At 56.2% G+C, this 26620-nt stretch carries 24 protein-coding genes; 7 read left to right on the forward strand and 17 right to left on the reverse strand.

The features are described 5' to 3' along the window. Positions 1 to 147 precede the first annotated feature (147 nt). The 3 genes from murC to BL107_RS01705 are packed head-to-tail and all read left to right on the forward strand — an operon-like array spanning position 148 to position 2813. A complete protein-coding gene (gene murC / locus BL107_RS01695) occupies positions 148 to 1554 on the forward strand; it encodes a UDP-N-acetylmuramate--L-alanine ligase (RefSeq protein WP_037979042.1) in 1407 nt (468 codons plus the stop codon). Beyond that, complete coding sequence (murB, locus tag BL107_RS01700) at positions 1551 to 2447, forward strand: UDP-N-acetylmuramate dehydrogenase (RefSeq protein WP_009788530.1); 897 nt, start codon at positions 1551 to 1553, stop codon at positions 2445 to 2447. Before murC ends, murB begins: the two co-directional genes overlap by 4 nt. A gap of 24 nt (positions 2448 to 2471) precedes the next feature. Then, complete coding sequence (locus tag BL107_RS01705; protein ID WP_009788531.1) at positions 2472 to 2813, forward strand: YbaB/EbfC family nucleoid-associated protein; 342 nt, start codon at positions 2472 to 2474, stop codon at positions 2811 to 2813. Here BL107_RS01705 and rsgA read toward each other — a convergent pair. The 6 genes from rsgA to msrB all read right to left on the reverse strand — a co-directional run bounded on the left by rsgA (position 2788) and on the right by msrB (position 7683). After that, on the reverse strand, positions 2788 to 3690 hold the full coding sequence (gene rsgA / locus BL107_RS01710; protein ID WP_009788532.1) for a ribosome small subunit-dependent GTPase A: 903 nt from the start codon (positions 3688 to 3690) through the stop codon (positions 2788 to 2790). The genes BL107_RS01705 and rsgA overlap by 26 nt on opposite strands. After that, a complete protein-coding gene (locus BL107_RS01715; RefSeq protein ID WP_009788533.1) occupies positions 3680 to 3910 on the reverse strand; it encodes a sulfurtransferase TusA family protein in 231 nt (76 codons plus the stop codon). Before BL107_RS01715 ends, rsgA begins: the two co-directional genes overlap by 11 nt. Then, on the reverse strand, positions 3907 to 5037 hold the full coding sequence (dnaJ, locus tag BL107_RS01720; RefSeq protein WP_009788534.1) for a molecular chaperone DnaJ: 1131 nt from the start codon (positions 5035 to 5037) through the stop codon (positions 3907 to 3909). Before dnaJ ends, BL107_RS01715 begins: the two co-directional genes overlap by 4 nt. Beyond that, positions 5037 to 5711 carry a nucleotide exchange factor GrpE gene (gene grpE / locus BL107_RS01725; protein WP_009788535.1) on the reverse strand — a complete coding sequence of 225 codons (675 nt, stop codon included), beginning with the start codon at positions 5709 to 5711 and terminating at the stop codon, positions 5037 to 5039. Before grpE ends, dnaJ begins: the two co-directional genes overlap by 1 nt. A 225-nt stretch (positions 5712 to 5936) precedes the next feature. Next, on the reverse strand, positions 5937 to 7250 hold the full coding sequence (locus tag BL107_RS01730; protein WP_037987893.1) for an NAD(P)/FAD-dependent oxidoreductase: 1314 nt from the start codon (positions 7248 to 7250) through the stop codon (positions 5937 to 5939). Continuing rightward, positions 7177 to 7683 carry a peptide-methionine (R)-S-oxide reductase MsrB gene (msrB, locus tag BL107_RS01735; protein ID WP_009788538.1) on the reverse strand — a complete coding sequence of 169 codons (507 nt, stop codon included), beginning with the start codon at positions 7681 to 7683 and terminating at the stop codon, positions 7177 to 7179. Before msrB ends, BL107_RS01730 begins: the two co-directional genes overlap by 74 nt. A gap of 40 nt (positions 7684 to 7723) precedes the next feature. On the opposite strand from msrB, the gene dusA reads away from it, so the two are divergent. After that, a complete protein-coding gene (gene dusA, locus BL107_RS01740) occupies positions 7724 to 8728 on the forward strand; it encodes a tRNA dihydrouridine(20/20a) synthase DusA (RefSeq protein WP_009788539.1) in 1005 nt (334 codons plus the stop codon). 21 nt (positions 8729 to 8749) lie between these two features. Here the strand turns inward: dusA and BL107_RS01745 are convergent, their stop codons facing one another. From BL107_RS01745 to BL107_RS01775, 7 genes are all read right to left on the reverse strand, one after another. Continuing rightward, on the reverse strand, positions 8750 to 9349 hold the full coding sequence (locus BL107_RS01745) for an RNA-binding protein (RefSeq protein ID WP_037988666.1): 600 nt from the start codon (positions 9347 to 9349) through the stop codon (positions 8750 to 8752). A 126-nt stretch (positions 9350 to 9475) separates the two neighbouring features. Next, a complete protein-coding gene (argH, locus tag BL107_RS01750; RefSeq protein ID WP_198002351.1) occupies positions 9476 to 10894 on the reverse strand; it encodes an argininosuccinate lyase in 1419 nt (472 codons plus the stop codon). A 49-nt stretch (positions 10895 to 10943) separates the two neighbouring features. Continuing rightward, the gene (locus tag BL107_RS01755) at positions 10944 to 12353 is read right to left on the reverse strand and encodes a PP2C family protein-serine/threonine phosphatase (protein WP_037987895.1); all 1410 of its coding nucleotides are present in this window, start codon (positions 12351 to 12353) and stop codon (positions 10944 to 10946) included. 37 nt (positions 12354 to 12390) lie between these two features. Continuing rightward, positions 12391 to 13983, reverse strand: a complete 1593-nt coding sequence (gene ftsY, locus BL107_RS01760) for a signal recognition particle-docking protein FtsY (protein ID WP_009788543.1) — start codon at positions 13981 to 13983, stop codon at positions 12391 to 12393. Beyond that, entirely contained in the window at positions 13983 to 14618 is a 636-nt protein-coding gene (nusB, locus tag BL107_RS01765; protein ID WP_037987897.1) for a transcription antitermination factor NusB, read from the reverse strand. Before nusB ends, ftsY begins: the two co-directional genes overlap by 1 nt. 3 nt (positions 14619 to 14621) lie before the next feature. After that, complete coding sequence (locus tag BL107_RS01770) at positions 14622 to 15356, reverse strand: DUF502 domain-containing protein (RefSeq protein ID WP_009788546.1); 735 nt, start codon at positions 15354 to 15356, stop codon at positions 14622 to 14624. Positions 15357 to 15402: 46 nt separating this feature from the next. After that, complete coding sequence (locus BL107_RS01775; RefSeq protein WP_009788547.1) at positions 15403 to 16050, reverse strand: HpsJ family protein; 648 nt, start codon at positions 16048 to 16050, stop codon at positions 15403 to 15405. Positions 16051 to 16086: 36 nt separating this feature from the next. Between BL107_RS01775 and queG the strand changes: the two genes are divergently transcribed. Genes queG through BL107_RS01790 form a run of 3 tightly spaced genes read left to right on the forward strand, consistent with a single transcriptional unit; the run spans position 16087 to position 20461 of the window. Then, positions 16087 to 17052, forward strand: a complete 966-nt coding sequence (queG, locus tag BL107_RS01780; protein WP_009788548.1) for a tRNA epoxyqueuosine(34) reductase QueG — start codon at positions 16087 to 16089, stop codon at positions 17050 to 17052. A 19-nt stretch (positions 17053 to 17071) separates the two neighbouring features. Next, the gene (locus tag BL107_RS01785) at positions 17072 to 17953 is read left to right on the forward strand and encodes a tetratricopeptide repeat protein (RefSeq protein WP_009788549.1); all 882 of its coding nucleotides are present in this window, start codon (positions 17072 to 17074) and stop codon (positions 17951 to 17953) included. Positions 17954 to 17998: 45 nt separating this feature from the next. Beyond that, positions 17999 to 20461 (forward strand): DNA topoisomerase (ATP-hydrolyzing) subunit A, encoded by a 2463-nt coding sequence (locus BL107_RS01790; RefSeq protein WP_009788550.1) that lies wholly within the window; start codon positions 17999 to 18001, stop codon positions 20459 to 20461. On the opposite strand, the gene purF is transcribed toward BL107_RS01790, so the two are convergent. Genes purF through dnaN form a run of 4 tightly spaced genes read right to left on the reverse strand, consistent with a single transcriptional unit; the run spans position 20451 to position 26202 of the window. Continuing rightward, positions 20451 to 21953 (reverse strand): amidophosphoribosyltransferase, encoded by a 1503-nt coding sequence (gene purF / locus BL107_RS01795; protein ID WP_009788552.1) that lies wholly within the window; start codon positions 21951 to 21953, stop codon positions 20451 to 20453. The genes BL107_RS01790 and purF overlap by 11 nt on opposite strands. Next, positions 21953 to 24253, reverse strand: coding sequence for a phosphoribosylformylglycinamidine synthase subunit PurL (gene purL / locus BL107_RS01800; RefSeq protein ID WP_009788553.1), 2301 nt, complete (start codon positions 24251 to 24253; stop codon positions 21953 to 21955). The genes purF and purL overlap by 1 nt, the downstream gene beginning before the upstream one ends. A gap of 40 nt (positions 24254 to 24293) precedes the next feature. Next, entirely contained in the window at positions 24294 to 25043 is a 750-nt protein-coding gene (locus BL107_RS01805; protein ID WP_009788554.1) for a hypothetical protein, read from the reverse strand. Position 25044: 1 nt separating this feature from the next. Beyond that, positions 25045 to 26202, reverse strand: coding sequence for a DNA polymerase III subunit beta (dnaN, locus tag BL107_RS01810; protein WP_009788555.1), 1158 nt, complete (start codon positions 26200 to 26202; stop codon positions 25045 to 25047). Between the last annotated feature and the right edge of the window lie 418 nt (positions 26203 to 26620).

Genomic DNA, 26620 nt, shown 5'->3' on the forward strand with positions numbered 1-26620 from the left:
AAACCGCGTAATGGTTTTGGGCGCCGATCATACAGAAATTGACGGAATTTCTTTGCCCAACTTTGAAATTTCTCGGTTAATCCGTCCCACCGACGGTGGGACAAGGTCAAAAAACTGACCTATCTTTCAGCCCTTCGTAGCCGTCCTTTGCCACGCCTGCTCACGCCCCAAACACCTGTTCATTTCATCGGTGTGGGCGGTATAGGGATGTCGGCACTGGCAAAAATTTTGGTAGACCGCGGCCACCCCGTTAGCGGTTCAGACCCCCGCGACAACGCCACGGTTCAGCATCTTGAAAGTCGGGGCGTCACCGTTTTTAAAGAGCAAACCGCTGAAAGCATTCAATCGGTGCTCTCCACGAATCTTCAGCCACCGGTGGTGGTGATCAGCACAGCGATCCCCGACACCAACCCAGAGCTGCAAAACGCCCGTGCCCATCAACTGGCGATCTGGCATCGATCGGATCTCCTCGCTGCCCTCATCGATCAACAAGCTTCGATTGCCGTGGCGGGGAGTCACGGAAAAACAACCACCAGCACGCTGATCACCACCCTGCTCATCGAAGCCGGTGAAGATCCCACCGCTGTGATTGGTGGGGTTGTTCCATGCCTTGGCAGCAACGGTCATTCCGGTCAGGGTCGTTTATTGGTAGCCGAAGCAGACGAATCCGACGGATCGCTCGTGAAGTTCAGCCCCAGCCTTGGGGTCATCACCAACCTGGAACTCGATCACACCGACCATTACAAGGGCTTGGATGATTTGATCTCAACCTTGCAACGCTTTGGTCGGGGTTGCGAACGGTTGATCGCGAACTACGACGACCCAATCCTTCAGGAGCATTTTGAACCGACAGCCTGGTGGTCGAACCAGCAAAGCGAGAACATTGCCTTTGCAGCCTTGCCTCTGCAACTCGATGGCGATCGATGTACAGCACGGTTTTATGAAAACGGCTCTGCAGTGGGTGACTTCACCTTGCCGATGGCTGGTCTCCACAATTTGAGCAATGCCACGGCTGCCTTAGCGGCTTGCCGGATGGAAGGAGTTCCGTTTGAAGCGCTGGTCAAAGGCCTGGCTCAACTCCAAGCTCCAGGCCGCCGCTTTGATCTAAGGGGCACCTGGGAAGGTCGGCACATCGTTGATGACTATGCCCACCATCCCAGCGAAGTTCGCGCCACGTTGACAATGGCGCAACTGATGGTGAGCAGCGGGCGCAGTCCGCTTCCATCTTCACCACAACGGCTTGTGGCCGTGTTCCAACCGCACCGTTTCAGTCGCACCCAACAGTTCTTCGAAGCCTTTGCCGAAGCACTGCAGAACTGTGATGCACTGCTACTGGCTCCGGTTTATGCGGCCGGAGAACAAACAATTCCTGGCGTTTGCAGCAACGCCCTCGCCCAACGCATTCGATCGTTGCGACCAGACCTCGAAATCGCCGTTGCGGACGATCTTGATCAGCTCACCGATCTGGTAAAGCAACGCAGCCGACCCGATGACCTTGTGCTCGCCATGGGGGCTGGCACCGTCAACAGCCTCTGGGGACGACTGGCCGAATGACGCAGCTATCGCCCCGCCACGCCAATGCCAACTTGGCGGACTACACCACCTGGCGGGTCGGTGGACCGGCCGAATGGCTGGCGGAGCCGACAACGATTGCTGAAACCATGGCGTGGGTGGAATGGGCTCAACACAAAGGGGTTCCCTGCCAAGTGATTGGAGCCGGCTCCAACCTGCTCATTCACGACGATGGATTGCCAGGACTCTGTCTTTGCTTACGCAAATTGCAAGATCACAGCATCGATGCCCAAAGCGGTGTTGTTGAAGCTCTGGCCGGTGAACCCATCCCTTCCCTCGCCAGACGAGCAGCCCGCGCCGGACTTCATGGACTGGAGTGGGCCGTTGGAATTCCAGGAACAGTCGGTGGTGCCGCTGTGATGAACGCGGGTGCTCAAGGAGGTTGCACGGCAGATTCTCTGATTTCAGTTCGGGTGATGCCCAAACAAGGTGGACAAAGCTTTGATCTGCATTGCGATGAACTGGATTTCGCCTACCGCCACAGCCGGCTGCAAGCGGACAATTTCGTGGTGCTGTCCGCACGTTTTCAACTCGAACCCGGCCATGACCCCAAGGAACTGAGTCGTATCACGAAAGAAAATCTCAACCACCGAACAACCACTCAGCCCTATCAGCAACCCAGTTGCGGCAGCGTGTTTCGCAATCCCGAACCGCAAAAGGCGGGGAAACTGATCGAAAATTTGGGGCTCAAAGGAACCCGCGTTGGTGGTGCTGAAGTGTCCACCATGCATGCCAATTTCATCGTGAACATTGGCCATGCCCAGGCCAACGACATCAATGCATTGATTCATTTGGTGCAAGACCGTGTTGAAGCCGAGCACGGGCTTCGCCTCCATCCAGAAGTCAAACGACTGGGATTTGCTGCCACCGCTTAATCTGCCCGCTCATTCAGAATCTCAATGGCAGGCTTCGGACTTCCCAATTTCGGTCAGCTCACCGAAGCCTTCCGCAAGGCGCAGCAGATCCAGCAAGACGCCCAAGCTCTTCAAGAAGAGTTGGATGGCATGGAGATCGAGGGTAAAAATGCTGATGGCCGCGCCAGCGTTTGGCTGTCTGGCAACCAACAACCTTTGCGCGTCCGTCTCGATCCAGCACTCGTTCAGGACGGTGCAGAGGCATGCGAAGCAGCGACGCTAGAAGCCCTTCAAGCAGCCTATGAACAATCCACAGCCACGATGAAAGGCCGCATGGAGGAACTCACAGGCGGCTTGAATCTCAACCTCCCCGGGATGGGCGGCTGAGGCTGAGAACCTCCTCCAATGCCTTGGTATAGAGCCCGTATCGCTCCCAAGTTTTGGACACTCCACAGCCTGGTTCACCGCGATGCAAGCAATCGCGGAACCGACAGGGCCACGGATCCAATTGACGTCTTAACTCTGGGAACAAAACCCCCAACTCATGGGGATCATCCGGCAACTCCGGTCGGTTGAAACCTGGCGTGTCAGCCACTCTTGCTTGGTCGCCAATCGGGAACAACTCAACGTGTCGCGTCGTGTGACGACCCCGCTGCAACCGTCCTGAAACCGCACCAACACGCAACGACAAATGCGGCAAAAGGTTGTTGAGCAAGCTGCTTTTTCCCACACCCGAAGGGCCACAAAGCACCGCAAGCGTTGTGCTCTGCAATTGCTCTTGCAACACCTCCATCCCAGAACCGGATTCGCTCGAGAGGGGAAGCGGGTCATAACCCCAACCGCGCAAGCGCTCGCAAAGCTGGGTTAACGCCTCTGCAGAGACAAGATCCACTTTTGTGAGAACCAGCTGCACATCCAAACCCGTGCGTTCAGCTGTGAGAAGAAACCGACTCGCCTGATCAAGATCAAAGGCCGGCTGCTCTACCGCCAGCGCCACCACGACCAACGACACATTGGCCACCGGTGGCCGCGTCAACCAGCTCTGGCGAGGGGAAACCTCAGCCACCACAGCTCTGGCCTGCTTGGCATCAATTGCGTCTACCCGAACCCGATCCCCGACATTGACCTCCGTCCCTCGGTGGGTCAGACGCGACCGACGGGTGCACAGCAATCGTGCTGGACATCCCTCCGGAGCAGCATCCAGCTCAACCTCGAGGTAGTTGGCTTGCAGCGCTACAACAATCCCTGTGCCGTCAGCCACCACAGGTCACCTGCAGGTGCACCCAGGCTGGATCATCCCCAGACACAATCACCTGGTGTCCTGCGTCTCTCAAACCAGGAACCACCATCTCCTCAGGTTCACCGCGATCGAGATCAATATCGAGTTGATCCCCCGGATGCATGGTTTCCAGGGTGAGCTTGCAACGGACGAAGTTGACCGGACACGGAGTTCCCCTCAGATCAAGGGAACGAGAAGCGCTCATTTCTGACCAAACAAGCGGGCAAACAATCCACTGTTGTGATGGTGGTGTTGCTTGCCGCGGGCCGAGTGGTGACCCGCCAAACGCTCCAACAGTTCCCGCTCAGGATCGGAGATACGCTTCGGCAGCTCCACCGTGACCGTGATGCGCTGATCGCCGCGGGCCACAGGATTACCCAATCTTGGAATCCCCTTGTTGGCCAAAGTCAAGATGGTGCCGGGTTGTGTTCCCGCTGGAATCTCAAGCTCTTGCTTGCCTTCAACGGTTTCTACTTCAATCGTGTCGCCAAGGATTGCCTGGAGATAACTGACCTTCACTTCAGAGAGAAGGTTGAGCCCATCACGCCGCAAACGGGGATGCGACTTGACCGTTAGGAAAACGTAGAGATCTCCAGAAGGGCCTCCCCGGGGGCCGGCATTGCCTTCACCGGACACGCGCAAACGCGTGCCGGTATCCACCCCAGCGGGAATGTTGATGCGCAACTTTTTACGCACTTGGTGAACGCCCTGGCCACCACAAGCCCCACAGGGATCAGCGATGACTTGGCCAGTGCCCCCGCAATTGGGGCACTCCGCAACCTGGGTGAAGCTGCCAAACGGTGTGCGCGTGGCTCGCCTGACTTGCCCAGCACCACCGCACGTTCCGCACGTTGTGGGAGAACTGCCAGGTTTCGCACCGCTTCCACCGCAGGTGTCGCAGGTTTCCAAATGCGGAATCTTGATTTCCTGCTCTTGTCCAAAGACCGCCTGCTCAAAATCAATCGTGAGGTCGTAGCGGAGGTCATCCCCTTGCTGAGGTCCACGCCGTCGTGGCCGCCCACCCGAAGCGCCTGGACCACCAAATCCCTGGAAAAATGTTTCGAATAGGTCGGAAAAACCGCCCATGTCGCCCATATCTGGGCCACCGGCTGCTCCCCCAACGCCAGCTTCTCCAAACTGGTCGTATCGAGCCCGGGTCTGGGGGTCGTTCAACACCTCGTAAGCGCGACCGATTTCCTTGAACTTGTCTTCGGCTCCCGCTTCCTTATTGATGTCCGGGTGGTACTGACGAGCCATCTTCCGGTAGGCACGCTTGAGCGAATCGGCATCGGCATCCCGACTCACCCCAAGCAGGTCGTAAAAGTCGGCCATCAAGCGTCACCCTCTTGGGGCTGTTCCGATGCTGCATCTGAGCTGCTTCCTGGCCCAGGGCCCATCGACACTTTCACCATGGCGTGGCGCAGAACCCTGCCATCACGGTGATAACCCCGCTGAAGCTCCTCACAAACAATGTCTTCCGCATGCTCCTGATTTTCTTCCCGGAGCACCGCCTCGTGGAGGGTTGGATCAAACTCTTGACCCACAACTTCCATCCGCGCGACACCTTGCTGCTTCAGCACATCCACAAGCTGTTTGTAGAGGCCCTGATAACTGCGATGGAGGGCCTGCGCTTCTTCCCCCTCCGGATTGAGCTGCTGACGGGCCCGCTCAAAGTTGTCCACCACTGGAAGAATTTCAGTGAGGGTTGAGCAAACCAGCTGCTGACGCAAATCGTCTTGATCCCGCGCCTGCCGCTTTCGAAAATTGTCGAAATCCGCGGCAATGCGCATGTACTGCGATTGGACCGTTTCGTGTTCCTGCTTCAGGGAACTCAGTTCCTGCTCCAGTTGCTGCAAGCGATTGGCTGGATCGATCTCCGTATCCATCGTGGGAGTTTCCTCCACGACAGGATCGATCGGGGTGCCGGCATCGACGTCCGGAGTCGCGGGAACGACGTTGGGTTCGACGTTTTGATCCTGCGCTGAGGTGGAGGCGTCGCCGCTCATGCTGACCGCTCAGGGATTGCTGTTTAGACATGTTGTAGGAAAAAGCTCTCCTCCCACAAGCTGCGGAAGCCCGCACCTCGTTCTGATCGATGACCCTGACTCAGTCGAGTGCTGATGCCAACAAAGGAGCCCGACAGCGGTTTGAGCTGGAATTGCTGCTGCAGCGGGCGGTCCCAAATCCCGATCAAAAGAGAAAAAACTCTGTTAAATCAAAAACAACGTCATTCAATCTGCTGTGGCAATGGCCTGGCCTGCCAACCAACCGCCGCTCCAGCAGGCCTGAAAATTAAACCCCCCCGTGACTCCATCCACATCCAACAACTCCCCAGCGATGTAAAGCCCAGGACAACGGCGGCTTTCCATCGTTGCCAGATTCAGCTCGCCAAGCGCCACTCCGCCAGCGGTTACAAACTCCTCGCCAAAGGGGCCACGCCCCACGATCGGCAAACACTGCGCACAGAGAATCTCCACCAAGTTGCGCTGCGCTTTGGCGGAAAAGTCGGCCCAGCGGCCTTCCCCATCCACTCCAGCCAGCTTCAAAAATGCCTGCCAAAGCCGTCGAGGAAGGTGATCAAACGGCTTGGCGGCCGCCACGGTACGGCGCGCTTCCACCTGTCGCCACTGCTGCAACCGTTGCTCCACCCCAGAACGCCCCAAGCCACCACTCCAATCCACCCGGAGTTCTCCCCGATAGCGACTCCCATGCAAGGCACGAGCAGCAAACGCTGATAATCGAAGGGTGGCAGGACCACTCAGTCCGCGGTGGGTGATCAACACACGCCCGACCTGCCGAAAGCGCTGGTCGTTGAGCTTCAGCTCCAAGCCAACATCATCCACTGCAATACCGCTACAAGCCGCCAAAGCTGACGCGTTCAGCGAGAGGCTGAACAACGACGGAACCGGTGGCACGAGCTGATGACCGAGGTGTTCGGCCATCTTGCGGCCGCTGGGATGGCCGCCAGTGGCCAACATCACCTTTTGAGCCAACAACGGCTGATCCAAGCCGCGGCCATCCACTAAAAAACCACCCTCTAACTGCGCTGATAAACGCTGCACCATCACCCGCGTTTGTACCTGCACACCCGCCGTCAGAGCTGCCTGCTTCAGGCACTGAATCACCGCCTCAGAACGATTCTGTTCTGGAAACATCCGACCATCAGCCTCCTCAATGAGGACTAACCCTCGATCCGCAAACCAAGCAATGGCATCTCCTGCGGCAAAACGACTGAACATCCCTTTCAACGCTCTCTGACCGCGGGGGTAATGACCGATCATTTCCGCTGGATCCCAGCAGGCGTGGGTGACGTTGCAGCGACCACCACCACTGATTCGAACTTTGTTGAGAAGCTCTGGGGTGCTCTCTAGGACGAGCACGCGCTGGACTCCCTGCTCAGCAGCGGTGATGGCGGCCATAAATCCAGCCGCGCCACCACCAATCACCACCAAATTCCAACAGTCCGCCGCTTCAGGTTGCGGGGCGGAAGACGAGGGCGACTCCGTTGTTGCAGTAACGCTTTCCAGTTGGTCGGGGTCCGTCATTAAACACATGGCCCTGATGTCCACCGCAGCGCGAACAGTGATATTCCGTGCGCGGGACAATCAATTTGAAATCTACTTTCGTCTCAATCGCTTCGCTGAGTGGTTGCCAAAAACTTGGCCAACCCGTTCCGCTATCGAACTTTCCTTCCGATGAGAACAACGCCAAATCGCATCCAGCGCAGTGGTAGTTGCCACTGCGTTTTTCATCATTCAACGGGCTCGTAAACGGACGCTCAGTGCCCTCGTTACGGAGGACGTCAAAGGCTTGGGGGGATAGGCGCTCTCGCCAAACTTCAGGGCTGAGATCCCACTGAGGATCATTGGCCTTCGAGGCCGCTAGAGCCGTTTTCGGCCGCCAAAAACCACCAAAAACACCAGCTAGTGCAGCAAACATCAATGAACGACGGGACAGAACAGCCGAACTGTTGGTCATCAGTTCTGAACCAAGGAACTCAAGCGGTTCTAATGGATCCATGACCGAGGTTGGAAGCCCAACAACCGTTGCTGCCCACACCTTCAGCGTGGCGCCCATGCTCGATTGCACGGATCGACACTTTCGCGTGCTGATGCGACAGATCAGCCGTCGAGCCCTTCTCTACACGGAGATGGTGGTAGCTCAAGCCCTGCATTACACCAACCGACGCGACCGGCTTCTGGATTTCGATCCCATCGAACACCCCATTGCTCTACAGGTGGGTGGCGATGACCCCAACCTTCTTGCCGATGCAGCCCGCCTCGCTTTGGACTGGGGCTACGACGAAATCAATCTGAATGTGGGGTGCCCAAGCCAAAGGGTGCAAGCCGGTAACTTCGGGGCTTGTTTAATGGCCGATCCCGATCTAGTGGCCCGCTGTGTTGAAGCGATGGGTAGAGCCAGTGGGCTACCCGTCACGGTGAAACACAGGATCGGCATTGATGATCTCGACAACGACGAGTTGCTCACCGCTTTTGTTGATCGGGTAGCAGCAGCCGGTGCCCAACGGTTTTCTGTGCATGCACGCAAGGCGTGGTTAGAAGGTTTAGATCCAAAGCAAAACCGCACCATTCCACCGCTTCAGCACGACCGCGTTGTTGCACTCAAACAGCGGCGCCCAGATTTGTTGATTGAACTCAACGGCGGCCTTGAAACACCTGAGGATTGTTTGGTTGCCCTGCATGAATGCGATGGAGCGATGGTTGGTCGAGCCGCCTATGCCCACCCTTTGCGATGGGCAGACATCGACCATTTGATCTATGGAGAACCGCCGCGCCAACTCCTGGCATCGGATGTAGTTGAAGGCTTAATGCCCCATGCCGCGCTGCATTTGCAGCGAGGAGGTCGGCTTTGGGACCTCTGCCGACATCTGGTGCAACTCGTTGAAGGCGTTCCCGGCGCACGCCATTGGCGTCGCGAGCTCGGCGAACGATCCCAACGCAAAGGCGCCGATCTCAACATTCTGGAAGAGGCCGGGCGTCAACTGAAAGACGCCGGCCTCTAAGTCAAAGAGAGTGAAGGGCGATTAGCCCTCGGCTCCGCCGTAACCAGAGAAATCATCACCACCAGCGGCACCAGTGCCGCCACCAGAAGAGCGACGACGACGAATGCGGCCTTCGTCATAGGCATTGCCGCCTTGAGGAGCAGCACTGTCGCGGGCGCCATAGCTGCGATCTTCCCAGCCACGGGCACCGGAAGGTCGATCACCACCGCCACCACCGCCACCGCCGTAGCCGCCACCACCGCCACCGCCGTAGCCGCCACCACCACCGCCGCCGTAACCGCCACCACCGCCGCCGCCGTAACCGCCACCACCGCCGCCGCCGTAACCGCCACCACCGCCGCCGTAGCCGCCACCACCGCCACCACGACGTGGGGCGCTTCCGCGCGGCTCAGCCTTATTGATACGAAGCGGGCGGCCCATGAGTTCAGCGCCCTGGAGACCTTCGATGGCAGCTTCTTCGGCTGCATCGTCGGACATTTCGACAAAAGCAAATCCGCGCTTTCGGCCGGTATCCCGCTCGAGGGGAAGGGCACAATTCACGACTTCACCGAACTGAGCAAACAGCTCAGTCACGTCCTCCTGCTCAGCGCGGAAGGGAAGGTTGCCAACAAAAATGCTCACGTTCTGCGTGGACCGGGTACGAAAAAATGGACCAAAGGGGCCTGGAACATTGCCATCGGGCCATAACTCCGAAACGAAGTGATGTTCCACTGGCTTCTTAAGCGTAGACCCGGCTGCGCAAAGGAGTCATCCCACAGGTTGCGTTCCGTTCAAATGCTGCAACCAGCGGCCTAATTGTTCATCCACCCGGTCAAATCCTGTTCCACCTTCACTACGGCGAGCGGCTACAACTGCCTGCGGGGCAAGCGCATCGTGCAAATCAGCCTCAAATGCTGGATGCAACTCCTGCCATGCCGAAAGGCTTAAATCTCTTAGCAAACAACCTTCATCAAGGCATCGGCGAACAACAGCACCAACAAGCTGATACGCCTCCCGGAAGGGAACTCCCTTAGCAACGAGGTAATCAGCCACATCGGTGGCATTAGAGAAATCTTGTTCCACGGCCGTGTTCAAACGTTCAGTACGGAACTCAAGACCTTCTTCAAACAGAATCGCCATGGCCTCAATGCAATCGCGAGTGGTGCGAAACGCATCGAAGAGAGCCTCTTTATCTTCTTGGAAATCTTTGTTGTAAGCCAACGGAAGACCCTTGATCATGGTGAGAAGCCCCTGTAAGTGGCCGAACACCCGTCCGCATTTGCCACGCACCAATTCGGGCACATCAGGGTTTTTTTTCTGCGGCATCAAACTGCTACCGGTCGCACAACGATCGCTGAGGCGAACGAATCTGAACTCCTCTGATGCCCAAGCAATCACCTCCTCAGCTAAACGGCTGAGATGGGCCATCACCAGGGAAGCCGCCGCGGAAAATTCCACACAAAAATCACGGTCACTTACCGCATCAAGGCTGTTGGCATAGATCGCATCAAATCCCAAAGCCTTCGCCGTCTGCTGACGATTGATGGGTACCGGAGTGCCAGCCAGCGCCGCTGCGCCAAGGGGGCAAATATTCACCCGGCTACGCACATCTTGAAGACGCAAGCGATCCCGCTCCAACATCTCGACATAAGCGAGAAGGTGATGTGCCAAACAAAGCGGCTGAGCCCTTTGAAGGTGGGTGTAACCCGGAATCATCGTGCGGCGATGCAAATCCGCCTGCGACACAAGAGCCCGTTGCAAGCGTTGAAGATCGCCCTCCAATTCGTCCAAGCGGCGGCGCAACCACAACCGCAAATCCGTTCCCACTTGATCATTGCGACTGCGGCCGGTGTGCAATTTCTTGCCAACAGGTCCCAACAACGCAATCAAACGCCGCTCAACAGCGAAATGAACGTCTTCATCAGCGAGTCCAGGCTGAAACGTTCCCGCATGGGCCTCGCTCCGAATCGTCTCTAACCCCTGCACCAACTGCTCTGCTTCCTCAATGCTGATCACCCCGCAGGAACCAAGCATCCGTGCGTGGGCAATCGACCCGTCCAAATCCTCTTGAAGCAACGTGAGATCAAACCCAATCGAAGCGTTGAACACTTCAATAAAGGGATGCAAGCCTTGCTCGAAGCGATCACTCCAAGTGCCGTCGGCGCCGCCTGTCACCCCACCAGCCATCGATTTATTCATCAATACCCTCAGCTTGTCAGGCGGAAGGTTGCTCGCCCTAAGGCAATGGAACAACCATGTTGGGCAGTGTGACCGCCTCGGGCACTTTCAACACGACCATGGAAGCGTCATCTTCGAGCTGTCGGTTCGCCCCCACAAATCGATCGAGACGTTCGAATAAGGTGTCGAGAATTCCCTGGGACCCTTGTCCACTCCGGCAAGCACTCTCCAAGGCACGAATCAAGCGAGCTTCATCAAAGCGATCTCCCGTTAATCCAGGCGCTTCGGTGACACCATCGGTGTAATACAGAAGAACATCACCCGGATCCAGCCGCACTTCACCAATCCCATAATCCGCCTCAGGCTGTAATCCAATCAGCAAACCAGCAGCATCCAACCGGCTGATACTTCTTTGCTCTGAGCGCCACAGCAAAGGGGGGTTGTGGGCTGCATTGGCATATCGCAAACGACGGGTTCGCGGATCGAAATCGGAATAAAACAACGTCACGAATCGGTGGGACTGGGCGAGATCCTCTTGGGCGAGTTGATTGAGGTCATGAAGGATGCGATCGGGTGGTAATCCACTGAGAACTTCAGCGCGGAGCATCCCGCGCAACATGGTCATCAGAAGACCAGCTGGAACACCCTTTCCCATCACATCGCCCATGACCAATGCCCAGCGACCACGTTCCCGTCGCCGACCAATGAGTTCAGGACGTGTGGGAATGAAGTCGTAGTAGTCACCACCTACTTGAAACGCTGGACGGCATCGAGCGGCAAGCTCCACACCCTCAATCACGGGACAGTGGTCGGGCAGCAATTGAGCCTGAATTTCTGCCCCAATGCTCAGCTGACGATCAACCCGTTCATGGCGACGGGCATCCTGCAGCATCAAATCATTTTCAATCGCCACACCCGCCAAATCGGCCACCAATTGGGCATGACGGCGATGCACCTCGGTCCAAACCAATTCGGACGAGGGATCAAACACATACAACCGACCGCGACATCTCCCACGAACCACGACGGAAGTCGCAAACAATCCCGCCTTCGGAAGACAGCGTTGAACCAATCGATCCAAGGCCAACACCTGGGCCTCATCGCTGCCAAAACCAGCCGATTCCCCCGGCTGGAAGCCTGCCAAGCGGCGAAACAGATCCTGGGACTGCTCAACCGGAACCGCCTGAAGTTGATCGCGCCACAAACGACCATCTGATTGAAAGGGAACGATGAGCGCACCATCGACTCCCACGAGTCGAGACACCACAACCGGCACCAGCTCTAAAAAGCGATGCAGATTGGTAAAGCTGCGAAGGGCAAAAGCCAGCGACACCAGAAGATCCTGGTTACGTCGCTGTTCGTTGCTCAAGCTGTCGAACAGTTGACGCAAGGAGGCCATCGCCTGTGGCGAGGGAGCCACAGCCCGCTGGGCTGGGCCGGGATGACGACGGGGTGGCTTGCTGCTCAACGCTGCGACCCCTTAAGACGCGCAACGTAGCAACGGTTCATCGTCCGGCCAGTAAGGCCTCAACGAATTCAAAACTGTTGAACGGCCGGAGATCACGGATCCCCTCCCCAGCACCAATGAAACGGATGGGCAAGCCCGCTTCCGACGACACCGCCAAAGCGACACCACCTCGAGCCGTGCCATCGAGTTTGGTCACAACAACTCCCGTCAAGCCGGCTGCTTTCGCAAAAGCCATCGCTTGGCGCAAGCCGTTCTGACCTTGGCTGGCATCAAGCACCAACAACGACTCAACATTCGCCTCTGGGGCGAGACGATCAATGATTTTCCGAACCTTCTGCAGTTCTTCCATCAAGTTGTGCTTGGTCTGCAATCGCCCTGCCGTATCCACCAACAGCAGGTCGGTGTCACGGGACCGAGCAGCACCAATGGCATCGAACACCACCGCCGCTGGATCTGCATTGCTGCTGGGATTGGAAACCACCGCAACATCGCTGCGTTCACCCCAAACCTCAACCTGTTGAACAGCTGCTGCCCGAAAGGTGTCTGCAGCTGCGATGAGGGCTGAATAACCACTCCGCACAGCAAGATTTGCCAATTTCCCGAGCGTTGTGGTTTTGCCCACACCGTTCACTCCCACCATCAACCAAATGTTGAGACGACCACGCTCGGGCGCAAGAAGTGGAACGCCACTGGCCTTGATCGGAGCATCCAGCAAACCGCGCAACTGATCCTTGAGAAAACGAATTCCCTCAACGGGATCCACAACGTCTTCATTCATCCGCTGTCGCAACGCTTCCAACACCTGATCGGTGGCCTGAACACCGGCATCGGCACGCAGCAGAAGGGTCTCAAGTTCGTCCAGCACCTCTGGCGTGAGGGGATCATCGCCAAGGTTTTCCAATAGGCCGGTGACAAAGCCTTGCCGTGTCTTCTCCAGACCACGACGGAGCCGTCCAAGCCAGTCGATTTCCTCAAGCGAAATCTGATCAGCACGTCGACCCTGCGCTGCCAAAACCTCAGCAGACCAGGTGAAGTCGTCATCAAAGTCACCAAGGGTCGGCTCCACAGCGTCTGCCGTTGGAACCGGTGGCGTACTGGGGGTCGGTTCAGGCGTCGCTACCGGCGCCACCTCGAGTGCACGAACCTCCTGCTCTTGTTGCCGCTGTTGACGTTGCGCTGCAGCCTGTTCAAGCAAGGACCCGCCAACAGTTGGTGCTGGCGTGGGCTGAGGAGTTTGTTCTGGACTGACCTCTGGCGTTAGCGGAACGGGTGCATTCGGTGCCGTTGCAGACTCTGGCTCTAGGGCCGAAGTTGGTTCTGGGGTGGGTTCCGGCTCTGGCTCAGGAGTTGTCGAAACCGGCGTTGTTGGTTCCGTTGCAGCAGCTTGTTGCTGTGCCTTCAAGCGTGCGTAAGCCTCACGGGCCCAAACCAACGCTTCGTCTTCTTCTTGCACTTCATCGTCTTGGTCTTCACCGTTTTGATCATCAGCGGCTTGAAGCGCTGATGGATCTGGCTCAGGATTCAGCTGAGCAGCATCTTCAGGCGGTTGTTGTTCAACGGCTGGTGAATCTGGCGTTGAAGGGGGTTCCCCAGGAGATGAGGCCTCGCGCTCGAACCAATTGAAAACCATCAGTCCGCTGCAGTGGATTGAGCATCGTGGAAGCGACGCAACACACCATTAATCATCCGACGACCCTGTTCATCGCTGTATCGATTCGCCAATTCAACGGCTTCATTGAACGCGACAGGAGCAGGTGTTCCCATGGTTTGCAGGTCAACAACAACCAAGCGAAGAATGTCGCGATCAATACGAGGTAGTCGTGCCAGCCGCCAACCTTCCATTACTTGATCCAATCTCGCGTCGATGCTCTCGCGCTGTCGGATCACTTGAGCGATACGTTCCATCGCAGCAGAACGAATTTGTTCTTGATCCGCCAATAGCAGAAGCCTTGGGAGTTCAAGCGTGGCCGAAAGGCCGTTTAAAACCTGTTCAGCGGTGCCTAATGATGAACGCAGATGATCACGGACAACATCCAGGGTGGAAGCCTGACCCTGTTGAAGTTCACTATCGAGAAGACGTTGCTGAGCTTGATCCAGTTCCGTCGCGGATGAATCGAGGGCTTCCCGCCAATGTTGGGTGAGACTTTCAAGGGCTTTATCAAGCAGGGACTCGATCCCTAAATCAGCTGTCGAAGACTTGTTCTGTTCCGACACTTGACCGAGCACCAGCAAGGCCAACTCGCGGGAAAGAGATCGTGAGGCCATGTTTTAGCTGGAGGGTGATGCGGAGGCCCGCAACTGAGCTATGAGGCTGGAGAAGCTGCGATTCACTGGGGCTTCTTGCTCATCTGGGTTCACGATGCCAGCGGAAATGATCGTGCGGAATGCTTCCTCCACTGAAATATTCAGTTCCCGTACTGAACCCTCCGGCACAAGCGTGTACCAGCCGGTGGTGGGGTTTGGTGCCGTGGGGATAAACACACTTAAGAGTGGTGTTTCCAGATCGGATTGGAGTGAAGGACCCACCTCGCCGGTGACAAAGCCAACGCTAAACAAACCTTCCCTTGGATATTCGACCAGAACGACTCGGCGGAAGCGAGCCGAATTGCCACCCAAAACAGTTTCAAGTAGCTGCTTGAGAGTTTTGTAAACGGAGCCAGCAAGGGGAATCCGGCTCAGTGTTCCCTCTCCGAATTCGAGCAGCCATCGACCCACGATGTTGCGGGCCATCAGGCCAATCAGAAGGATCCCCATCAGGGGAACCGTGAGCCCGAGGGCCAGATTGATCAGATCCTGAAGAAGCGGATTCAGGGTGATAAAGGGATTGAACTGCTTCGGTATCGACGTCAGGAACGCCAGCACAAACCGGCTGACAATCGTAGATAGCCAAATTGTGGTTGCCAGTGGAATCACCACCAGCAACCCTGCAATCAGGTCATTTTTGAGATCTTGCTGAAGCCTTTCGCTCAGCGGTAGATCAGGTCTGGGATTGGACTGAACCAAAGCCTCTGCGCCCAGAGTCGGGGAGTGCTTCCAACCTAACCAGCAATCAGATCACTGCAGTGAGTGCAAGCAGAACAAAAGCAACAGCGAGAACAACAGCGTTGGCCGTACCGCCAATCAATCGTTGCCGAGATTCGCGGGTCTGCTGCGACTCCACCCGTTTGAGCTGCGTTTCCATTTGAGTGATCTGCTCATCAATCATCGTTTCCGCCGCACGCTGCTTGTCCTCCTTGGTGGCATCAGCAGCCAGCTGTCCCGCTTGGGCCAACTGTTCGCCCAAGGAAGCCACCTGCTCAGGATCGTCGCGAAACGCACGGGCCTCCTTTATCGCAGCGCGTCCCTGCTCGAGATTCTGAGTCTTCGAGAGATCACCAGCCCCACTGCTTAAAGACATTGGTACGGCCACCACCATGCCAATCGCTAAAAGAGCCGAAAGCGCACAAATCACCACCCGCAATGGCGTGACCTGCTGTTGCGGGTTTTCAAGCCGTGATCCAATCAAACAGGTCAACAGACCGATAAAACCCAATGGGGCCAGCGCCACCAAAGGTCCAGTAATAGGAGGAGGAGTCGCCTCCGCTGACCAGTCGGATCCCACCAAGACCGCGGCCATCTGCAGGACGAGAACGAGAACCATCGTGAGGCCCAGCCAACGAAGCAGGGATGCCAAGCGTCCCGTTTCGGTTCCCGTCACGTGAAGATAAAAAAACAGGTCCTCACCATACGGTCGATGTCAGGGCAGCACCCAGATCAACTCAGACCCTTGAGCCAAGCTTTGAAACAGCGGGCTAGGGAAGAAGGATTTGATCCGGTTGGAATCGCGCGTCTGCCTGGCAGTCCCCGACTACAGCTGCGAACGGAAGCCTTGCAACGTTGGCTCGATCACGGGTACCAGGCCGATATGGCTTGGATGGCAGCGCCACGCCGACGCGATGCTTCTCAACTTTTAGAGGGGGCACAAAGCCTCTTGGCCGTGGGATTGAACTACTACGTTTCTGCTGAATCAGCCCCAGGATCCCTCAAGGTGGCGCGCTATGGCTGGGGTCGCGATTACCACCGGGTTGTCGAGCAACGTCTACGACGCGTTGGGCGTTGGTTAACCGAACAACAGCCCAACTGCCAATGGCGCGTCTGTGTCGACGCATCGCCCCTATTGGACAAGGCATGGGCGGAAGAAGCTGGACTGGGTTGGATCGGAAAACACAGCAATGTGATCCATCCCCATCGGGGCTCATGGATGGTGATTGGCCACCTCCTGACAACGGAAGCACTCCAGGCGGATGCTCCAGCGGCAAGTCTTTGTGGTCGATGTGTCGCTTGCATCGAAGCCTGCCCCACAGATGCCATCCGCGAACCGTTTGTCGTGGACGCCCAGCGATGCCTGGCGTTTCACACCATCGAAAACCGAGATCCCGATCTTCCGGATGCCATCAAAACGTCTCTGGGCCCATGGATCGCAGGTTGTGATATTTGCCAAGACGTTTGTCCCTGGAACCATCGGGATCTACCGAGCAGTCAAGATCCAGACATGCAACCTCGACCATGGCTTCTCAATGTGAATGCCAAAGACCTTCAGGACTGGGACGATGCCACCTGGGATCAACAGTTGCGGGGGTCGGCTTTACGACGAATCAAACCGTGGATGTGGCGTAGAAATGCTGCTGCAGCACAACCGGAACTGCCTCCTAACCTCTAATTAACAAAAACCACTGGACGTGCTTCGAGGAATCAAATTCAAACGAAGCCTGACCGCGGCACTGATCAGCATCAGCAGCTTTGGCCTGATCGCTCCAGCCCAAGCCTTGGTTCCTTACGTCTACCTGCCAACTGAGGTGGAACTCTCCGGATCCTCCCTAGGAATCGGACGAACCGCAGCTCAACTCCTGCAAATGGGCCAACCCAAGGAGGCCGCACAGCTCGCCGCTTTAGCTGTTCGCCTCAATCCCAACGACGAACGCTTATGGACCGTTCTTGCTGAAGCACAACTTCGTAGCCACCAACTGGACGACGCCAGTCAATCTCTTGCGAAAGCCAAAAAAATCAATCCCAACAATGCTGGGCTCTGGTTTGCAGAGGCAGCGATTGCACTGCGAGCGCAACAACCAGAAGAAGCAATTCCACTCATTCAACGCGGATTGCAAATCGACGCAAACAATGCCGCTGCGTATTTCGATCTCGGGAATGCGCGGATCATGCAAAACAAGTTTGCTATCGCTCTGCAATCCTTCGAAAAAGCAACTGAAATCAAGCCGGAATTTTGGGAAGCTCTCAATAATCAAGCCCTTGTTCTGTTTGAACTGGGGGAACATGACGAAGCCATTCGACGATGGCGACGGGTACTCAAGCTGGAGCAGAACGCGGAACCAATGCTGGCTTTAGCTGCAGCGTTACACCAAAAGGGCGACGAGAATGAAGCTCTATCGCTGGCCAAAGAAGCCTTATCCAAAAATCCCAATTACGTTTTGCCGATGCATCAAAAAGAGCAGCTCTGGGGTTCCCATGTGAGACAAGCCACAGCAAACTTGTTGCGTGAAGCAGCACTTGCCAGCAGCGTTGAACGGGCCCAGGCCAATGCCACCTGGAAAAAACGTCAGTGAACGTCTGTAGGCTGAGCTACTTCTGCCCCAATATCGGCGGACAGGATGGCTGAGGAGCGCGTTCAACCGATCGCCCTGCATCAAGAGATGCAGCGCTCCTACCTGGAATACGCGATGAGTGTGATCGTGGGTCGGGCCTTGCCCGATGCCCGCGACGGTCTCAAGCCGGTGCAGCGTCGAATCCTGTATGCGATGCAAGAACTGGGGTTAACCCCAGATCGGCCCTACAGAAAATGCGCCCGTGTTGTTGGTGATGTTCTCGGGAAATACCACCCCCACGGAGATCAGGCGGTCTACGACGCACTCGTCCGACTGGTTCAAACCTTTGCTAGCCGACATCCTCTCTTGGATGGGCATGGCAATTTCGGATCGGTTGATGATGATCCGCCAGCCGCGATGCGTTACACCGAAACGCGTCTAGCCCCGATTGCCCATCAAGCTCTTCTTGAGGAAATCGGTGATGACACCGTCGACTTTGCGTCGAACTTTGATGGGTCGCAACAAGAACCAACGGTTCTCCCCGCGCAACTCCCATTCCTTCTCCTCAATGGTTGTTCTGGCATCGCCGTCGGCATGGCCACGAGCATTCCACCTCACAATTTGGGTGAGGTTGTAGATGGTCTCATTGCTCTAATTCGACAACCAAGCCTGAGCGATGAGCGTCTTTTAGAACTCATTCCCGGCCCTGATTTTCCAACCGGTGGGGAAGTTTTACTCAGTTCGGGCCTCCAAGACACCTACCTCCAGGGCCGCGGCAGTATTCCCATGCGCGGCGTAGCGCACACAGAAGAGGTGCAACTCGGAAAAGGACGGCACAAACGAAACGCCGTTGTTGTCACCGAACTGCCCTATCAACTCAGCAAAGCGGGCTGGATCGAAAAATTAGCTGAATCGGTGAACGATGGAAAAATTGGCGGTATCGCTGACATCCGTGATGAAAGCGATCGGGATGGCATGCGGGTGGTGGTGGAACTGCGCCGCGATGCAGAACCGGACAAGGTGCTCAAGGACCTCCAACGGCGAACGGCATTGCAGAGCAATTTCGGTGCCATCCTGCTCGCCCTTGTCAACGGTCAGCCCCAGCAACTCTCACTACGGCAACTCCTCCAAACCTTTCTCGACTACAGGGAACTCACCCTGATTCGGCGCACAAGCCACGCCCTGCGCAAAACAGAAGACCGCCTGGAAGTGGTTGAGGGCCTAATCACAGCTCTGAACAACCTTCAAGCCGTGATCGCGATGATCCAAGAAGCGAAAGACGCCGCCTCCGCTCGCGCCAGCTTGATGGTGCGACTGGACCTCAACGAACGCCAAGCTGATGCCGTGTTGGCGATGCCGCTCCGGCGATTAACAGGACTTGAGCAGGAAAGCTTGCGCCAAGAAGTCGACAACCTCCGGGAGGAACGAGAGCGATTGAAATTGCTACTCGAAAACCGAGATCAGTTGCTCGACGCCATGGTTGGGGAACTGAAGACACTGAAAAAACGCTTCTCGACTCCGCGCCGCACTCGGCTGGTAGAAGGCGGCGATGCCTTAATTGCAGAACGAGCGGCAAGTCAACGACCCAACACGGAGCTGCTCCGCCAGCAAGCCCTAGCGGCCCTCCCCGGTGATGGTCGACTGTTGATCCAAGCAGACGGGCAAGTGAAGATCGTGACCCCTCAAGTGCTGGGACGTCTTCATTTTGGTGATCCCTGTCCGCTGAGTGATGCCCCTTCACCAGCGCAGGTGATCCTTCCAATCGAACCGCCGCCGCGACTTCTCGCCATCAGTGCCAATGGTCGTGTTGCCCTGGTGCGTTGGGAATTTGCTGGACAACAACCTGGTGTCTTGGAACGATTCCTTCCCAGCGGGTTGGAAGGTGAACCGATCGTGGCGCTCGCCCCCCTACCAATGCAAGAAAGCAGTGACCTCAGCCTGGGCTTGCTGAGTAGCGATGGACGCTTCAAACGACTGCCACTTGCAGAAGTCTTGGACTTATCCGGACGCGCCACCAGCGTTGTGAAGCTGAAAGACGGCGTGCAACTCAAAGCGGCTGTGATTTGCCGCGAACACCACGATTTGATCTTGGTGAGCGACATCGGTCGAATGCTGCGTCTTCCGATCAATGAAGACGTGCTTCCGCTAATGGGACGACTTGCCCAAGGTCCGATGACCATGCGGTTGCTGCCTGGGGAGCAGCTCATCGGTGCCCTCTGTCCATTGGAACCAACTGTGGTGTTGGTGAGCGGACAAGGTCAGTTCGCACGCATCGATCTCAGCTCCATCCGTTCATCACAACGGGGTGATCTCGGTTCAATGGCCATCCAGATCACAAGCGATACCGATCGAATCACAGGCATGACCGAAGCGAATGGCCTGATCGGCATCGTGTCAACGGAACAACGTCATGGTCGGATTGATCCCACCACCCTTGAAATCACCAATCCAGGTGACGCGTTTTCTAATCAAATCGAACTCCACCAAGGTGAAGCAATCACTGTTTTAGTTCCTCAAATCAGCGGTTAGTCGATCCAGACGGTTCGAGGGTCAACTTGCTCGACAACAATTCCTGATCCATCGGAATGGGATAGTTCCGATCGAAACAAGCGCTGCAGAAATTTCCTGACTCTGCCTTTGCTGCTTCGACCATGCCCTCTTTACTGAGGTATGCCAAAGAATCCACTTTAAGGTGGTTCTTGATCTCCTCCAAAGTAAGGCGAGAAGCAATTAATTGATCCTGGGTATCAGTATCAATCCCGTAAAAACATGGATGGGTCACCGGAGGTGAACTGATCCGCATATGCACCTCGGTTGCCCCTGCATCACGCAACGCAACGACGAGTTTTCCGCTGGTGGTTCCCCGCACGATCGAATCATCAATCACGATAATTCGCTTTCCAGAGAGCACATCGGGTAGGGGATTGAGCTTGACCCGGATACCTGCTTCACGCATCGCTTGTGTTGGCTGAATAAAGGTACGTCCCACATACCGGTTCTTAATCAGGCCGTCGGCGTAAGGAATTCCGCTCTCCTGAGAAAAGCCAATTGCAGCAGGGATTCCAGAATCAGGAACGCCAATTACTAAATCAGCGTCCACAGCAGATTCTTTCGCAAGCGTGCGACCAATACGTTGCCGATAGCTATACAACGATTCACCAAAGAAACGACTATCCGGGCGCGCAAAATAGATCATTTCAAACACACAAAGCCGATTCGGTTCATCACTCCAACGCTTCCGAAATGGCTCAGCTGAACCCAATTCAAAGTGCACTAATTCACCGGGCTGAACATCATCTACATATCGGGCTCCAATGATCTCCAACCCACAGGTTTCACTGCTCACCACCCAATGGCCAAGGCCTTGCTCTCCAAGAAACCCAAACACCAAAGGGCGAATGCCATAGCCATCACGGATCGCAAAGAGGCCGGCGGGGGTGCCGATCACCAAGCTGAATGCCCCCTGACAAAGCTTGAGCGCTGCTTCGATGCCTGAACGCCAATCAAGACCCCCATTAACGGCTTGTTGCACCGCAAAGGCGATCAGTTCTGAATCAGTTGTGGACGTGAATTCTGTTTTTCCGTCATCCACCAGCACGCGCAACTCTTTGGCATTCACCAAATTGCCGTTATGGGCAAGAGCAAAAGCGCCTAGACGGGTCATTAACACCACCGGCTGGGCATTGCAAACACGACTACTGCCCGTCGTCGAATAGCGGTTGTGGCCAATCGACAAATCGCCAGACATCAGAGCCAGTACGTCCTGATCAAACACCTGGCTCACCAGACCCATATCTTTGTGCAGAAGCACTTTGTCCTGGTTAAACACAGCGATACCAGCAGATTCCTGGCCGCGGTGCTGCAGGGCGTAAAGACCGAAATACGCCAAATTGGCAACCGGTTGCTCTGCCGCCAAAACAGCAAAGACTCCACACGCTTCTTCCATCCGATCGGGACGCTCAGCCACGAGCTGCTGCTGCTGCACAGGGCGCCTGTTCAGAAATCCATCAGAAGTCTGCATCACGCCAGGCGACGGGGCAGAGCATCGGCGTACACCTGCTGCAACTGATCAACGGATAAATCAATGGTGCTGTCGGCTCCAAAGGACAGCTGGAACCGACCATGGGAGGCGACAGTTCCCAGAACCGTCGCTGAAACGTCCGAGCTGGACGTCAACATCGTTTGCCAACGCGTCAGCTGATCTGCTTTCACCGACACCACAACACGGGCGCCCCCTTCGGCAAACAACAAGCGAGCAGGACTGGTGGTTCCTGCTGACAGGGTGATCTCAACACCAAAACCTGATGCAATGGAGCACTCCGCAAGCGCCACAGCCAACCCGCCATCGCTGCTGTCGTGGGCTGAAGCAATCACCCCATCTGCAATGGCCTGACGAACCAACCCCTGCACCCGTCGCTCCAAATCAAAATCGATCCGAGGTGGCCGGCCGGTGATGGTTCCCAGAGTGAATTGCTGAAAACTGCTTCCCGCCAATCCAATCCGATCATCCCGATCAGCGTCCGGTTTTACACCGAGTAAAACCACCGCATCTCCCGGATGACACCAACCGAGTCCAGTCACCTTGTTGATGTCCTCCACCACGCCCACCATCCCAATTACCGGCGTGGGATGAATCGGCTGCAGAGAGCCGTCGTCGCGGCGAGTTTCGTTGTACAGCGAGACGTTCCCACCCGTCACGGGAGTCTGAAAAGCCTTGCAGGCCTCAGATATCCCTCGACAGGCCATGGCCAGTTGCCAAAACCCCTTCGGAGTTTCAGGCGAAGGAAAATTGAGATTGTCGGTAATCGCGAGGGGCTCAGAACCCACACAGCTCAAATTGCGGGCAGCCTCAGCCACAGCCGCCATGGCACCCCGTTCGGGATCAAGTGCCACCCAGCGATTGGGGCAATCAACCGTGGCAGCCACACCACGCGGTGTGGTCTTCAAGGAACCATCGCCTTGCTGAGGGCGAAGCCGAATCACAGCGGCATCGGCAGCTCCAGATGACACCACGGTATTGGCTAACACTTGCTGGTCGTATTGGCGATGAACCCAACGCTTGCTGGCAATGGTGGGATCGTCTAGCAGTCCCAACAAAGCGGCTGCAGGATCCTCTAGAGCGGGCAACTGGTCTTCCGTCCAACGCCAGTGCTCTTGAAGATCCACTGGCGGCTCTGAAAGCAAAGCGTGCTTCTCAATGGGTGTGTCGTCGGCCAGAGCCGTAGCAGGCACCTCAGCGGCCACCTCTCCGTGATGGAGAACACGAACGATGGGCTCTTCCAACACCCGTCCCACGACAGCCGCCTGCAAACCCCAGCGACGGAACCTCTGCATCAACGGTTCTTCCCGACCAGCTTTCACCACAAACAACATCCGTTCCTGCGATTCGGACAACAGGAATTCGTAAGCGGTCATGCCTGATTCGCGGGCAGGTACCCGATCGAGATCCAGTTCAACCCCCAAGCCACCCTTGGCAGCCATCTCAGAGCAACTACACGTCAACCCTGCTGCACCCATATCTTGGGCAGCCACCACATCACCACTGTCGAAAGCTTCTAAACAAGCCTCAATCAAACCCTTCTCTAAAAAAGGATCACCCACCTGAACGGCCGGTCGATCATCAAGCGAATCAGCACTTAATTCAGCGCTAGCAAAACTGGCACCACCCATGCCATCGCGCCCTGTGGTGCTACCCACATACACCACGGGATTTCCCACACCAATGGCACCTGACTTGACGATGTCTTCGGTTTCCATCAAACCCAAGGCCATGGCATTCACCAACGGGTTCCCCGAATAGGAGGGATCAAAGGCCACTTCCCCCCCCACGGTGGGAACGCCTACGCAATTGCCGTAATGGGCAATGCCCGCCACCACCCCTTCCATCAAGCCAACGTTGGCGATGTCGTCCAATGGCCCAAAGCGCAAGGCGTTCAGCAACGCAATCGGTCTGGCACCCATCGTGAAAATATCGCGCAAAATTCCGCCAACCCCAGTCGCCGCACCCTGAAATGGCTCTACCGCAGACGGGTGGTTGTGGCTTTCGATTTTGAAAGCAAGTCGATGACCGTCTCCAAGATCAACAACGCCTGCGTTCTCCCCCGGACCCACCAAGATGCGCGGCCCCTCGGTGGGGAAACCGCTGAGCAATGGGCGTGAATTCCGATAACAGCAGTGCTCAGACCACATCACTCCAAACATCCCCAACTCGGCTCGATTGGGCTCCCGACCCAGTCGGCGGCAAATTTCATCCCAGTCCGTGGACTTCAAGCCCTCTTGCTTCAGGGCAGCGGAGACGTCATACGAAGAGGAAGACACCACAGACCGCAAAACTCCTTTCCCCAGTGTTGCCGACCGACCGTCACACCCAGGGATCTTCATCGCGGTTAACACGACGTGGAGGCGACGACTCAGGCCAAGAGTCGTCATCCCAAACTTCGTTAACCGGAGGCGCTTCATCCAAGTCATTGGAATCGATTGGTTGGTCAGATTCAGGCGCCTCCCAAGGAGGTTCATCCAGCCAACCCTCGAGGCGATCACCGGCACGATCACCCATATCTCGCAATTGCTCTCGCCAACGCTGAGTCCGCTGCAAGAGGTCTTGACGGACACTGGCGCGCATCAACGGAAGGTCATCCAAACTGCGTAGAGCCGTCTTCACCTGACCTGGGCGTTGGTCTGTGATTCGATCTGGGACCAATTGCCAACGAGAACTTCCAGGAAGCCGAGGGTCACTGCGAGAGACCAAGTAATGAACAATCGTTCCTGTAGATGGGTCGAACGCAAGATCAGCCAAGAAACCCATTCGCTCTCCCTCTCGATCGACCAAATCTGCATTCATCAGAGTTGGCAAACGATCCAACGTGGCTTGATCTGAAACCGCGGGCTCACCCCGCACAAACACCTGTTGATCCGACATTCCACAACACTGATCCAATCGCCAAACATCCCTGGACATGCGCAAAGCAGAGGGTCGACTCACCCACCCCAACAAGCGATGCACGGGCGGATGCATCCATGCCATCAGGCCAGGACCGTGGTCCAAACCAAGCTCACAACGAACCGTGTGATTCAGCAAATCGCTGAGCAACAGCGGATTGGGTAAGACCACCTCAGGAACGGATCTGAACCGGCATCACGAGATAAGTAAACGCTTCTGCATCGCCTTCCGGCTTCAGAACAGCAGGCGTCGTTGGTGCATTGCAATGGAGAACAACTCGCTCGGAGCCCATCGCCTTTAACCCATCCAGCAGGTAGCGCACGTTGAAGGCGATTTGAATGGCATCACCGGTCAAGCTGGCAGCAAGAGACTCAGATCCGCTTCCCACATCTTGCGCATCAGCACTGATTTGTACGACACCTTCGTCAGGCTGACTGGTGAATTTCACCACGTTGTTGTGCTGGTCGGCCAAGACAGCAATGCGTTCAAGAGCAGCGATTAAACCGCGACGATCTAACGCCAAGGTGCGATTAAACCCATCGGGGATGAGCTGGCCGTAATTGGGATACGTGCCCTCCAACGTGCGACTGGTCACCATTTGATCTGCGGCGAGGAACACCACCTGGCCCCGATCACAAAACAAGCTCACCGGATCTTCGGAACGCCATCCGGCCATCAACCGCTCCACTTCCCGCAATGATCGGGCCGGCAAGGTCACTGCAAAACCTTCAGAGGCATCGTCGCTGGCGGATGCGGCATCTTGCAAAGCGTCATCAACCTGAAGCACCGCAAGGCGATGACCATCTGTTGCCGCGGCCTCGAGCGCCTTGGCGTTGAAGCGCAAATGCACCCCTGTGAGCAGCTGTTTTGCTTCGTCGGCACTGCTAGCAAACAGGGTTCCCTTCAACGCTTGAACCAAACCAGCGGGTTGAAGTTTCAAGGTCATCCCGCTTTCCACCATGGGCAACTCGGGGTAGTCGTCTGCAGGAAGACCCCGCATTTGGTAGCTGCCACTGAGGCTGGTGAGCTGGACCTGTTCACCGGACTCCTCTGTTGCGAGGGTGATCGGTGAGTCGCTGGCCAAACGTGAAACGATCTCGCCCAATAAACGCGCTGGAAGTGTGATCGCTCCGCTGGTCTCAACACTGGCGGCAAGAGACGTCTGAATTCCCAAATTCAAATCAAAACCAGTCAGGCTCAGCCGGTTTGTTCCTGCGTCAGCAGTTAGCAACACGTTGGCGAGTACTGGATGCGTTGGTCGCGTTGCGACGGCTCGACTGACCAGCTGAAGGGCTGCATTCAGTTCCGATTGGGAGCAGACCACTTTCATCGTGCTGCGAGCTCGAATGCGCTGGGGGAGTGACCCAAGTTTTCACAGCGATGCTCGAAGCGCAATGGGCATGTTTTGTTCATCCCTTTTCGGCTGTTGTTCTTTAAAGGATTTAAAAAAGAAATTAACAACAGTCGTAGTAGGGCCTGGGGAATTGGGGAAAACAGCTTGTTTTTCAGACAGACACTCATTCCTTTGACGTCATTTCCTTGGGATAAAAAATTCCCAATTGTGGGGAAAATTGACTTTTTCCACTTCTTCACAGGGGGTGGAGGGTTGGCGGTGTGTCGAGCGTTCGGGTTCGATCGTGATTTCCACAGTCTGTTAGGTGGGTTTTTATGTGTTTTCCGCAGCCGCTTTGTGCGTTGTCTTTGTGAAAAGCCACAAAAAAGCCCCTGTTCAGGGGGGCTGTTGTTGA

The organism is Synechococcus sp. BL107 (assembly GCF_000153805.1).
Lineage (GTDB): Bacteria > Cyanobacteriota > Cyanobacteriia > PCC-6307 > Cyanobiaceae > Parasynechococcus.